Origin of the sequence: Frankia sp. EI5c (genome assembly GCF_001636565.1) — a bacterium.
Taxonomy (GTDB): domain Bacteria; phylum Actinomycetota; class Actinomycetes; order Frankiales; family Frankiaceae; genus Parafrankia.
In genome coordinates, this window is sequence record NZ_LRTK01000022.1 from 114,192 (window position 1) to 126,349 (window position 12,158).

Annotated in this window: 8 protein-coding genes and 5 pseudogenes; 8 read left to right on the forward strand and 5 right to left on the reverse strand. The window is 72.5% G+C overall.

What is annotated here, in order from left to right:
• Window positions 1-419: 419 nt before the first annotated feature.
• The 4 genes and pseudogenes from UG55_RS13020 to UG55_RS13030 form a co-directional block, all read left to right on the forward strand.
• On the forward strand, window positions 420-1,608 hold a 1,189-nt coding region (locus UG55_RS13020), incomplete at its 3' end, for a diguanylate cyclase (protein WP_242424274.1).
• A 1-nt stretch (window position 1,609) separates the two neighbouring features.
• Window positions 1,610-1,901 (forward strand): annotated as a pseudogene (locus UG55_RS36430) (EAL domain-containing protein); the annotation flags it as partial.
• 72 nt (window positions 1,902-1,973) lie between these two features.
• A complete protein-coding gene (locus UG55_RS13025; protein WP_083986738.1) occupies window positions 1,974-3,347 on the forward strand; it encodes a dienelactone hydrolase family protein in 1,374 nt (457 codons plus the stop codon).
• A 251-nt stretch (window positions 3,348-3,598) separates the two neighbouring features.
• A complete protein-coding gene (locus UG55_RS13030; RefSeq protein WP_066067561.1) occupies window positions 3,599-4,096 on the forward strand; it encodes a hypothetical protein in 498 nt (165 codons plus the stop codon).
• Here the strand turns inward: UG55_RS13030 and UG55_RS13035 are convergent.
• From UG55_RS13035 to UG55_RS13050, 5 genes and pseudogenes are all read right to left on the reverse strand, one after another.
• Window positions 4,042-4,680, reverse strand: a complete 639-nt coding sequence (locus UG55_RS13035; RefSeq protein ID WP_066067564.1) for a hypothetical protein — start codon at window positions 4,678-4,680, stop codon at window positions 4,042-4,044. The genes UG55_RS13030 and UG55_RS13035 overlap by 55 nt on opposite strands.
• A 210-nt stretch (window positions 4,681-4,890) precedes the next feature.
• Window positions 4,891-5,073 (reverse strand): annotated as a pseudogene (locus UG55_RS36435) (FadR family transcriptional regulator); the annotation flags it as partial.
• A 1-nt stretch (window position 5,074) separates the two neighbouring features.
• Window positions 5,075-5,715: pseudogene (locus UG55_RS13040) on the reverse strand (FadR/GntR family transcriptional regulator); the annotation flags it as partial.
• Window positions 5,716-6,447: 732 nt separating this feature from the next.
• Complete coding sequence (locus UG55_RS13045) at window positions 6,448-6,987, reverse strand: carboxymuconolactone decarboxylase family protein (protein ID WP_066067570.1); 540 nt, start codon at window positions 6,985-6,987, stop codon at window positions 6,448-6,450.
• Window positions 6,987-7,550, reverse strand: coding sequence for a peroxiredoxin (locus UG55_RS13050; protein ID WP_066067573.1), 564 nt, complete (start codon window positions 7,548-7,550; stop codon window positions 6,987-6,989). Before UG55_RS13050 ends, UG55_RS13045 begins: the two co-directional genes overlap by 1 nt.
• 109 nt (window positions 7,551-7,659) lie before the next feature.
• On the opposite strand from UG55_RS13050, the gene UG55_RS13055 reads away from it, so the two are divergent.
• The 4 genes and pseudogenes from UG55_RS13055 to UG55_RS36450 all read left to right on the forward strand — a co-directional run.
• Complete coding sequence (locus tag UG55_RS13055; RefSeq protein ID WP_066067576.1) at window positions 7,660-8,634, forward strand: LysR substrate-binding domain-containing protein; 975 nt, start codon at window positions 7,660-7,662, stop codon at window positions 8,632-8,634.
• 758 nt (window positions 8,635-9,392) lie between these two features.
• Window positions 9,393-9,770 (forward strand): glutamate-cysteine ligase family protein (locus UG55_RS36440; RefSeq protein ID WP_242424262.1); only part of this gene is annotated, 378 nt, incomplete at its 3' end.
• A 1-nt stretch (window position 9,771) separates the two neighbouring features.
• A pseudogene (locus tag UG55_RS36445) lies at window positions 9,772-10,704 on the forward strand (YbdK family carboxylate-amine ligase); the annotation flags it as partial.
• A gap of 1 nt (window position 10,705) precedes the next feature.
• A pseudogene (locus UG55_RS36450) lies at window positions 10,706-11,981 on the forward strand (circularly permuted type 2 ATP-grasp protein); the annotation flags it as partial.
• Between the last annotated feature and the right edge of the window lie 177 nt (window positions 11,982-12,158).

Below are 12,158 nucleotides of genomic sequence, written 5' to 3' on the forward strand. Positions count from 1 at the left end.
GCGATGGTCGACACGGCGCGGTGACTGACAGACCGGGGTCTTGCGGACATTAGACTGCGCACTCCGGGCGGCGCGGTGCGGGAGGTGCGGTGATCGCTGGGGTTGCGGGCATGGCCGCTGCTGCGTCGTCGGTCGGAATGCTGATCGTCACCGCGGACGGCAGGGTGGCCTGGGTCAACGACGCCCTCGTCGAGCTCGTCACCGGCACGCGGGACCCCGACTCCGCCTTCGAGGCCAGGCTCGCGGTCGCCGATGCCGGGCTGCCCCTGACCGGGCTGCACCCGGCCGCCCCGCCCGCCGTCGTCGGCTGGACCAGCGCCGACGGCACCTCGCACCGGCTGCGGGTCAGCTGCCGTGACATGAGCGCGGGCCAGCCTTCGGAGCTGCTTCTCTTCGAGATCGTCGATCTTCCCGGTGAGATGGCCCCGGACGCCCCAGGCGTCGCTCCCGGTCTGGACGGTCTGGACGGTCTGGACGGGCTGCACGGTGGGGTGCCGGAGGGCGTTCCGACACCGGATGCCGGGGCCACGCCGGATATCGCTGTTCTGCCGGCCACGGCGGTCACCGCGGACGGCCCCGGTGCGACCGCCGACGGCCAGGCGGAACTCCGCTCCGTCGATCCGCTGACCGGCCTGCTGACCCGGTACGCGCTGGCCGAGGATCTGGAAGCGCGGACGGCGGGCACCGAGCCGGCGGAAGGTTCCCTGCTGCTGCTTGATGTAGATCATCTCGCGGACGTCAACGACCTGCAGGGCTGCTCGCTCGGCGACGCCGTGCTGTGCGCCGTCGCGGGTGTGCTGCGCGAGGAGCTCGGTGACACCGCCACCCTCGGGCGCTTCGGCGGTGACGAGTTCGCCGTCCTTCTTCCGGACGGGGCAGGTGCCGAGGGCCTGGCGATCGCTGATCGGCTGTGCACCGCGGTCGCCACCCGGACCGCGGCAGCCGAGGAGATGGCAGTGCAGGTCACTGTCAGTATCGGGGTGGTCCCGCTCGACCTGGCCGCGGGCAGCGAGGCCGCGTTCGCCTGGGCGGACCTGGCGTTGCGGGAGGCCAAGCGCGCCGGGCGTGACCGGGCCCGGCTGTTCACCCGCGAGCAGTACGACGAGGCGGCGCTGCGGGTGACGGTGACCGGTCGGGTCGCCGCCGCGCTCGACAACGGCCAGATGTCGCTCGACGCGCTACCGGTCATCGATCTGGCCAGCCGGGAGGTGATCGGCTTCGAGCTGCTCTCCCGGCTGCGGGACGGGGTCTGGCCCGAGCTCGGCCCGCGCGGCTTCCTGACGGCGGCCGAACACACCGACCTGGGGCTGCACCTGGACCGCTGGGTCGTCCTCCGCGCGGTGAATGCCCTGGTCAGCGGCCTTCCCGGGCGGCTTTACGTCAATCTGGCGACCAGGTCCCTGCGAGACCCGGCGTTCGGTGACTTCATTCTCTCGACGTTGCGGGACAGCCGGGTCGACCCGTCCCGACTGGCTGTGGAGATCTCCGAGAGCGCGGCGCTGGCGAATCTGGACGCCGCCCGGCGCCTGGCCGAGCAGCTCGGGGCGGCCGGCTGCCCGGTCCTGCTCGACGACTTCGGGATGAGCGCCGGTGCGGTGACCGCGTTGCNGGACCTGCCACTGTGGGCGGTGAAGATCGACTCCGGTCTTGTCCGGACCGTTGACACCAGTCCGCGTGACCGGGCACTTGTCGAGGCCGTCGTCCGGATAGCGCAGGCCATGGGGATGATCGTCATCGCTGAGGGGGTCGACCGCGCGCCGCTTACGCCGGCACTGCTCGACATCGGTGTCGGCATCGCGCAGGGGTATCACGTCGGTCGCCCGCGCCGACTGACCGAACTGCTCGGCGGTCCGGAGGGGGACGACGTCACGACGGTGATGAGCCTGGGCGGCAGGCGCTGATCGTGCCGGCGGCGCCGGCAGTGCCAGTGATCCGCTCGCCCGGCGGCGGTCACTGTGCGTAGTGTCAGCCGCATGGTTGGGGCGTCGGAGCCGACGCCGCCGCGGTACGCCCGGCTGGCGGACCATCGGCAGCGGCTCGAGCGCCGCCGGCTGACGTTCCGGCAGTCGTCGCGGGCGGCGGCCTGGTCGTTGCTGGTGGCCGGCACCCTGCTCGTGGCGATGCTGGTGGCTTCGTGCGGACCGCTGCCCGGCGCCGGCCAGCCGGCGGCCGGGGCCGAGGCCCCACCGCCCACCGCCCTCCCGCCCGCGCGTGAGCCCTCCGACCCAGGTCAGCCAGGGCCGTACGGGGTGGGTTACCAGACACTGCTGGTGCCGAATCGGCAGCGCCCCGACCGTGTTCTGACGACCTCGGTCTGGTACCCGTCGCCGCCGTCGCCGCGGCGCGCCGCGCCCGGCGGTGGTCGGCCGGGGAGCACCAGCGGCGGGCCGCTCGCTCCCGCCCGGACGGCACCTGCCGCCCAGACGATACCGGCCGTGATCGGCACCCCAGCCCGCTATCCGGTGGCCCCCGGTGTCGAGGTGCCCGCCGCCCGGGCCGAGGAGGAGGCGACGGTCGCGCCCGGCCGCTTTCCGCTGGTGGTGATCTCGCACGGCAGCGCGGGCAGCCGGGTGCAGCTCGCTTATCTCGCCGAGGCGCTGGCCTCGCACGGCTTCGTCGTGGCAGCGCCGGACCACCCGGGAGACACCATGATCGAGGCGGCCGAGGGCCGCCAGGCGCCGCTGGTCGACCTGGCCAGCGATCGGATTCTCGACGTGTCGAGGGTCATCAGCGCGTTCACCGACGACGACTGCCCGCTCTCCGCGATGGTGCGGGCCGACGAGGTCGCGGTTGTCGGGTTCTCCTTCGGTGGTTTGACCTCTGTGGTCTCAAGTGTGGGTTTCCTGCGGGCCCCGGCCGACCCGCGGGTCCGCGCCGTGGTCGGGATCGCCGGGGCCACCGAGGTCGTCCCGACCGAACAGCTCGCCCGGGTCACCGTGCCGGTGCTGCTGATCGGCGGCCGCATGGACGGGGCGGTGCCGTTCGAACGCAACACGCTGCGCGCCTTCGACGAGCTCACCGGGGCCCGCCCGCGTTACCTGGTCGCCGTGGCGGGTGGGACGCACAACTCGTTCACGGAGATCTGCGCCCAGGCCGCCGCGGCGCGGGAGGCCGAGGTGGCGCGGGCGGCCGAGGTGGCGGACGGTGTACGGCTGCGCCTGGAGGTCACTGAGGAGATGACCTGTCGCCCACCCGCCATCGCGATCGACCGCGCGCACAGCCTGACTGCCCACTACACGGTGGCTTTCCTGGAACGTCACCTGGTGGGCGTGACCGGTTACGGCCGGTACCTCACTCCCGCGACGGCCGAGCCCCATCCCGAGGCCGAGCTCCGGGCGGTGAACTGAATGGCCTCGCCGCGGCGGGAGGACACCTCCGTGGTCTGATCAGCGGGGGAAGTGACCGGTGACCTGGGGCGACGCGCGGAGGATGCCCCGGGCCACGGACAGGAGCGGGGAATCGGATGACCATCCCCGATCACGGCGGCTACGGTGGCCCGACCGGTCTGCCGCTCGCCAGCCGGCGGCGGGCCGGTCACCGCCGGGGTGCCGGGCAACGTCGCACGGCAGGGCGAGGTCTCGCAGGGAGGTCGACCAGCATGTCCGCTCGCCAGATTCGACGGTTCCACATCGAACGCGACGTCGACGTGTCCGGAGTGTCGGGCACGGGCGCGGTGGCCTACGGAGTGCAGGCTCCGGACGGCACCTGCGTCCTGTGGTGGAACTCCGACCACGGGTCCGTCGCGTTGTACCCGTCGATGGCCACGCTGCTGGCGATCCACGGCCATGGCGGGATGACCAGAGCCGTCTACATCGATGATCCCGTGGTGACCGACCGCCCTGCGGCCGCACCGACGGGCTCGGCGCGGGGCTGGCGGGTGCCGGGCGGCACCGGTGCCCGCGCCGGCCGGTCGGCACCGGCGAGGGCGGCCGGCGGGCGCGCCCGGCGCACCCGGGCCACCGGGCTTTCCTGGGAGGTCGCCACGAGGTCGATCACGGCGCGGGCGGCCGCGCGCGGTGGCATCGCCCGTGTGCTGCCCGCTCAGGCCAACGGCCGGAAGCACGGAGCGGTCGGGCCGTCCGGGTCGATGGTGTAGAGAGCCAGAGTGCCGGCCATGTCCTGAGGGTCGACACCGATGATCCGCATGTCCTCCGCCATGCTCGCCATGACGCCGAGGGCGTGGCGCAACATGATGGGCCCCATCCCGCGTGGATTGTCGACATGGGTGTGGAACTCCACGGCGGAGTCGGCGTCGGCGGTCAGTGCCGCCAGGACGCCAAGCCTGATCCTGTCGGTGAGGGCCTCCCACACCCGCTCCGATTGCGGAGCCTCAGGGCTGCGCCACACCTGGCGATAGGACATGGCGGCGACCACCGTGGCAGGGGGGCGCCCCGTGCGCAGGTGAATCGTCACCGTCCACATCGCCAGTAGCCAGCACAGCGCGGCCATGGTGCGATGAGGGTCGTCCTCGGCCCGCTCGACGAGCTTCTGTTCGGCGGCGAACCGGGTCTGGGGTGAAAGCCACGTCACGACGAGTCGTTCGATGTCGACGACGTCGATCATGGGCAGTTCACGTGGATGTGGACGGGCGAGCGCTGCGGCCCGCCGTGAGCTGGTATCTACCAGGGCCAACGCCCCCGCGTCCGGGAGAGTCTGCCAGGCGAGTCCCGACAGCGGCATGGCGCACACGGTAACCCGACGCGCGGACTTTAACCATCGGCGTTGGTGAAGGCTTGTTGTCGCTTCTGTTTCCGGTGCTACCGCTCAGTGCCGGCGTGCCGGGATTTCTGCCAGCCCCGTCACCGCACCTGTGCATTCTGGTGACGCGGAGGCCCCGACGGCGTGCCCAGAGTGCCCGGATCGGGACACGCCGGGCCCGCCGCGCCGTGGCTACTCGCCCAGAAGGTCTAGGACGATGGTGGGGGACTGGTGGGGTGAGGTGGCGATATGGGTGCGCCAGTGGGCTTCGGCGGCATCCGGGTCGTGGTGGGCGATGAGGTCGAGGAGGTGGGTGTGGTCGTGGTGGTTGTGGGGTGCGGTCTGGGGCGGCGGGGTGTGGGTGTCCAGGATGTGNCGGAGCATCCCCGCGATCATGCTGAGTGTCTGGTTGCCGGCGTGTTCCAGGAGCTGGTGGTGGAAGTGGCCGGGGTCGGGATGGGTGAGCGCGCTGTGTAGGGCGCTGAGGACGGCGTCGGTGTGGTGGGTCGCGAGGAGCCGGACGGCGGCCGGCTCCAGCAGGGTGTGGGCGGTGTGCACATCCGCGAGAGTGGTGTGGCGGTGCTCGAGGACAAGACCCGCGTAGCGAGCCGCGACCTGCCCGTCGGGCGTGTGCACGCGGGCACCGCCGTGAGCGCCGCGGCGGACCGAGATGAGCGCTTCCGACTCCAGGACGCGGAAGGCCTCGCGCAGGGTTGGTCGGGAGACCCCGAACTGCTCCATGAGGACGGCCTCGGGCGGCAGCGCGTCGCCCTCGACGAGTTCGCCGCGGACGATCTGGCGGCGGAGCTGGGCCGCCACGAGTTCGGCGGTCTTGGGCACCCGGACCTGCTGGCCGACCTTGCTCTCGGGCAGTGGGCCGAGGCGCGGTGGGCCGGCCGAACCGGTGCCGGGCCCGTCGGGCGCGGTCACCCCGGCGGACTCGCCGCCGCGCCGTGGCACGCGCAGCGCGTGCCCCCCGCGCACGGGACTGATGTTGGCCGGGTTCAGTAACGCCATGACGTGCTCCCCCAGTTCCTCATGCCGCCGGCGCCCGTGGGCTGACGTGACCGGCCGCCTCGGCGGTATCCATATCCACGCTCGTCGGTGGCCGGCGGCCCGCCGGGTGGCCTGGCGCCAGCGTCGGGAGACTTCCGGCCTGGGTAGGCCGGGCTGACTCCCACCACGGGCGCCTGCAACCGATATCCGACGTCGACTACAAGGCCGTCGACTACAAGGCGTGCTTGTGAAGTTGCATTGTGGCATCAGATTTGCGGCTTGGTTGCGCTAGGCGGAATCAGACCACGGTGTAAACCGAAACTGGCTAGGCGCAATACGGCGGCCTGGTTACTCAAAGTGGCGAGATGAGAGCGCCCGTCGTCCGGCTTCGGGAGGGCCGGCGGCGGCCCGGCGGGTGTCGATCCGCATGTTGTGCCGCGTCAGGAGGGTGTCGCGCGCGGGGGAAGGGTGGTGGCGAGGGGAGGCCCGCCGGAATCCCCGCGATCACGCTGGGTCGTCCTGAGGCCCCGTCGAGGCCGGTAACGATTCCGGCACGCGACGCGCCGTGGGGGGCCGCCACGGCGTGGCGTGGGCCGCGCGAGCGTGCTGGGAGTGTGGCGGGAGGTCGCCGGGAGGACTGGGCGGGGCTTGGGTGGCGAAGGGAAAGGCCCGGCGCCGCGGCGCGGTTGCGCCGCGAGGCCGGGCCTCGGCGAGAGCGACGTCTCGGAGTGGGAGTGGCGGGGTGCGCCGGGGTCAGGTCGCCGCGGGGATCCGTTCGTGGGCCTCGACGGTCACCGCCGCGGCGTGCACCACGGAGGCGACCCGGATGGCGTCCTGGATCACCTCGCGGGAGACCCCGCGCTGGCGCAGCTCGTGCTCGTGCGCGGTGAGGCACATCCCGCAGCCGTTGACCGCCGAGACCGCCAGTGACCACAGCTCGAAGTCGACCTTGTCGACGCCCGGGTTGGCGATGGCGTTCATCCGCAGGCCAGCCCGCAGCTTGGAGTACTCCTTGTCCTCCAGCAGGTGCATCGTCCGGTAGTAGACGTTGTTCATCGCCATCAGCGCGGCCGCGGTGCGCGCGGCGGTGGCGGCGGTGGGGCTGAGATTCTCCACCGCCTCGGCCTCCAGTTCCGCCAGCGCGGTCCCGCCGCGGCTGGCGATGGCCGAGGCCAGGACCGTGCCCCACAGCTGCTGGGTGCTCAGGTTCGACTGGGAGGTGACCGAACCGAGGTTGAGCCGGATGTCCTTGGCGTAGTCGGGAAGCAGCTCCCGCAGGTGGGCGACGCTCATCACGCCGCGACCTCCGCGGGGGCGGGTGCCCCGCTGCCCAGGGTGGCCTCGCCCTTCTGCCAGTTGCACGGGCACAGCTCGTCGGTCTGGAGGGCGTCGAGCACGCGCAGCACCTCGGCCGGGTTACGGCCGACGCTGCCGGCGGTCACCATCACGAACTGGATGACGCCGTCAGGGTCGATGATGAAGGTCGCCCGCTGCGCGACGCCGTCGTCACCGAGCACGCCACAGGCCTGGGTCAGTTCGCGCTTGATGTCCGCCAGCATCGGGAAGGGCAGGTCGCGCAGGTCCTCGTGGTTCTGGCGCCACGCGAGGTGGACGTACTCGCTGTCCGTCGAGACGCCGAGTACCTGGGCGTCGCGGTCGGCGAACTCGCCGTTGAGCCGGCCGAAGGCGGCGATCTCCGTAGGACAGACGAACGTGAAGTCCTTCGGCCAGAAGAACACGACACGCCACTGCCCGGGGCGGCTGCTGGAGGTCTCCTGCACGAAGGCGGTGTCCGGGTTGGTGGACACGACACCGGTCAGGTCGTAGGCGGGGAAGACGTCGCCGACGGTCAGCATCGGGGTGGCTCCTCTCTCTGCGCCCCGGTGTGGGGCGACGGGTCCACTCTTCCGATCGTCGACTCAGAAGGGAAATCGAAAAATTCAGCGAGTTTGATAGCCTCAGGCTATGGCGCAACCTCAGCCCACCCTGGCTCAGCTGCGGGCACTGGTAGGTGTCGCGGATCACCGGCACTTCGGTCGGGCCGCGGCCGCGCTGCACGTCAGTCAGCCCACGCTGTCGAGCGCGGTGGCGGCGCTGGAGCGCACACTCGGCATCCAGCTCGTCGAGCGGACGACCCGCAGTGTTCTGCTCACGCCGGTCGGTGAGGAGATCGTGCGGCGCGCGCGTGGCGTCCTCGGTGCGCTGGACGACATCAGCCAGCTGGCGATGAGCGCGCGGGCACCGCTGTCGGGCGACATTCGGCTCGGTGTGATCCCCACGGTGGCTCCTTACCTGCTGCCCCGCCTGCTGCCCTCGCTGCGGGCCCGCCGCCCGGACGCCCGGCTGGGGCTGCGCGAGGCGCAGACCAAGCCGCTGCTCGAGGAACTGCGCGGCGGCGCGCTCGACCTGGCGCTGCTCGCCCTGCCGACGGACGAGCCCGGGATCGCCGAGCTGCCCCTCTACGACGAGGACTTCGTCCTGGTGGCACCCGTCGACCACCCGATGGCCGGTGGGGCGGGTCTGCCACTGGCGGCGCTCGGCGGGCAGGAACTGCTGCTGCTGGAGGACGGACACTGCTTCCGCGCGCAGGCCCTCGATGTCTGCCGCGAGGCGGGCGCGCGGGAGCGCAGCGCGCTGCGCGCCGCCAGTCTGTCCACGATCGTGCAGATGGTGGCGGGCGGTCTGGGGCTGACCCTCGTTCCGGCGGCGGCGGTCGGGGTCGAGGTGGGTGAGGGTCGGGGCCTCGCGACGGCGACCTTCCGTGATCCCGCGCCGCGGCGGCGGATCGGCCTGGCGTTCCGGGCGACGTCGGCGCGGCTGGCGGACTGGAGCCTGCTGGCCGCGGAGATCCGCGACGCGCTGCCGGGCACGGGCCTGCCGGTCGCCCCAGTCACCCCAGTCGCTCCGGTCACCGGGTCGGCCGTGCCCCGCTCCGCCTGACGGTCCTCGGTAGTCGGGCATCCTCCGGCGGGACCGCTTTCCCCCGATTCACCCGCTGGTTTCCCCGGGGTACCGCTGGGTGACTATTCCGGAACGCGGGCACAAAGCCCCGTCCCCGCGCGGCTGTCGCCAGCCCGGGCGCACCTCGCTTCCATCGCGGGTTCACCGCCGCTTCCGGGCGTTTCGTCCGATCCCGCCACGCCCACGGGTCGCGCACGTCGGATTTCGGGTGCCCGCGTTTCGACAGTGGTTCGGACCATCCGGTCCGGCGCCGCCGGAGCCGGCGGCGCCGGACGGGCCGGGCGCAACGTCAGCGAGCGGTCACAGGCGGACTGTCCGCCGCCGGACAAGTGGGCCGAGGCACTCCCGTGTCGGGGAGTGTCGGAAGTGATTCCCGGTAAGCTGAGGTCGTTTCGTCATGGTTTAAACACCTTCTCGCTGGGTACTTGAGACGTGCTGGCGGAGGCGGTGACCTGCCCTGGGCTGGCACGCAGGCGTCGTCCGTTCCCCCGCCCGGGGCGGGGTGAGGTGCTGTCCGCGGATCCGGCCCGCATGGAAACCGCCATGTGTGCTGGGCCGCGCCCGATCAGTTCGGAGCCGATGTGAACAGGCGAGACCGTGGAGTGACCGCGGCATCAAGGATTTCCGCACACGGGGCGACAACTTACGGAATCCCGCCCGGGATCAACCGGACAAACGCAAGCGGTGACACGTCCACGACATATCCCCGTAACCCGTCGGCCCTAGTGTAGGTATTCATGAGCGACGCGCGGATTGCGGCGGTCGGAGTAGAAGAAGAGTTTCACATCCTCGATCTCGGGACGCGGCGGCTCGTTCCGCGGGCCGCGGAGATACTCCGCGCGCTTCCCGACGACCAGTTCTCCCCAGAGCTCCTGCGGTCGGTTGTGGAGACCAACAGCAGACCGTGCACGGACCTCGCGGACCTGCGGGTCGACCTGGTCGACCTGCGCCGGCGCCTCGCTGCCGCGGCCGGGTCACTGGGGCTGGGCCCGGTGGGGGCGGGCACCGTGCCGATCGTGGGCGCGGAGGTCCATGACGTCTCGCCGGACCCGCGCTACCTGCAGATGGCGGAGGAGTACCAGCTGCTCGCGCGTGAGCAGCTCATCTGCGGCGCCNAGGTCCATGTTGACGTCGCCGACCGTGACCTCGCGATGGCCGTCACCGCCTGGGTCGCCCCCTGGCTGCCGATGCTGCTCGCGCTCTCGGCGAGCTCCCCGTTCTGGAACGGGGCCGACAGCGGTTACGCGAGTATGCGGACGATGGTCTGGCAGCGCTGGCCGACGGCCGGTGTCGCCGGCCCGTTCCGGACGGCCGCGGAGTACGACCAGCTGGTGGCGGACCTGGTCAAGTCGGGGGTGATCAGCGACCCCGGGATGGTCTATTTCGACATCCGGCCCTCGGCCCATCTGCCCACCGTCGAGCTGCGCATCTGCGATGCCTGCCCCGACGTGGACACGGTGATCCTGATAACCGCGCTGTTCCGTGCCCTGGTGTGCCGGGCGATCGACGCCGTCACCGCGGGCAGCCCGCCGCCGTCGCCCCGGGCCGAGCTGCTGCGGGCCGCCACCTGGCGGGCCGCCCGCTCCGGCATCGAGGGCGACCTCGTCGACATCTCGGGTGCCGGCAGCATCCCGGCGGAGGAACTGCTGCGGCGGCTGCTGGCCGAGGTCCGCCCGGAACTGGAGCGGCTCGGCGACTGGGAGCTGGCCGGGCAGCTGGCCGAGGCGGCCGTCGGGCGCGGCAGCGCGGCGTCCCGCCAGCGCCGTGCCTTCGCCCGCCGCGGGCTGCTGACCGACGTCGCCGACCTGCTGCTCACCGAGACCCGGGAGTCGCCCGCCGCCTCGCTGGATCCGCCCGGTGTCGCCCGGTCGGTACGCCCCGCGGGGGAGGCCGGCTCACTGCTGGACCACTACCGGCCGACCGGCTTCGACGAGGCCGTGGAACAGCGGGACGGCGTGCGGCCGGCCTACCGCGGCGTCCTGCGCACCATGGAGCGGCTGGGCCCGGCCGTGCTGGCCGAGCGGGGCGAGGCGATGCAGGCCGAACAGCNGGAGCGGGGCGTGGTCTTCCGGGTCGACGGCGAGACCCGCCCGTTCCCGTTCGACCTGGTGCCGCGGGTCGTGGACGCGGCCGACTGGACGCGGCTGCAGGCCGGGCTCACCCAGCGGGTGCGGGCGCTGGAGGCCTTTCTGCGGGACACCTACTCCGAGCGCGCCGCGGTCGCCGACGGCATCATCCCGGCCTGGGTGGTCAACGACTCGCCCGGGCTGCGTCACTCGGGGCGGCTGCTGTCCCGGGACGGCGCGCCGCTGTCCGGCGGTGTCCGGGCGACGGTGGCGGGCATCGACCTGGTCCGCGGTGGCGACGGCGGCTGGCTCGTGCTGGAGGACAACCTGCGCGTGCCGTCGGGGGTGGCCTACGCGATCGAGAGCCGGCGGCTGACCCGTTCGGCGTTGCCGGAACTCAGCCCGCCGGGCGCCATTCTCGGTGTCGGCACGGTGCCGGCGCTGCTGCACGAGGCGCTGGCGGCCGCGGCGCCGCCGGCGGTGCGGGGCGAACCCGCGGTGGCTGTCCTCACCTCGGGACCGCAGGACTCGGCGTACTACGAGCACGCCTTCCTGGCCGAGGAGATGGGCGTCGGGCTGCTGACACCGGCGGATGTCCTGGTCGACGACGACGTGCTGTACTCCGTGGCCGGCGGTGCCCGCCGCCGGGTGGATGTCCTGTACCGGCGGGTCGACGAGGACGAGCTGATGGGCCTGCCCGGCGCGGACGGCGCGCCGCTGGGGCCGGGCCTGCTGCGTGCGGTGCGGGCCGGGCGGCTGGCGCTGGCGAACGCACTGGGCAACGGGGTGGCCGACGACAAGGTGGTGTACGCCTTCGTCGCCCGGATGATCACCTACTACCTGGGTGAGCAGCCTCTGCTGGACGATGTCCCGACCTATGTGTGCGGGGATCCCGAGCAGTGCGCGCACGTCCTGGAGAACCTCGACCGCCTCGTCGTCAAGCCGGTCGACGGGTACGGCGGCGCCGGGGTGGTGATCGGCCCGGCGGCCGGGCCGGGCGAGCTCGACCGGGTCCGCGAGGACATCCTGGCGGACCCGCGGGGCTGGGTCGGCCAGGAGGTCGTGTCGCTGTCGACCCACCCGACCTGGGTGGACGGTGAACTCCTGCCGTGTGCGGTCGATCTGCGGGCCTTCGTCTACGCCGGCCGGGAGACGGTCGTCGCGCCCGCGGCGCTCAGCCGGGTCGCGCCGCCGGGCAGCCTGATCGTCAACTCGTCGCGCGGCGGCGGCTGCAAGGACACCTGGCTGCTGCGTCCCTGAGCCTTCCGCGCCACCCCGCGCTTCGAGCGATCTCACCCGGCCCCGTCCGCAGCTGTGGACGGGGCCGGGCCGCGCGTGCCGCGGGTCGCCGCGGCCGGCCCACTCGGCCCGTTTCTGGCGATTCATTCCGGTTCGCGTGGCGGTTGCGGCGGTGGCATTGCGCACAGCAACACTGCT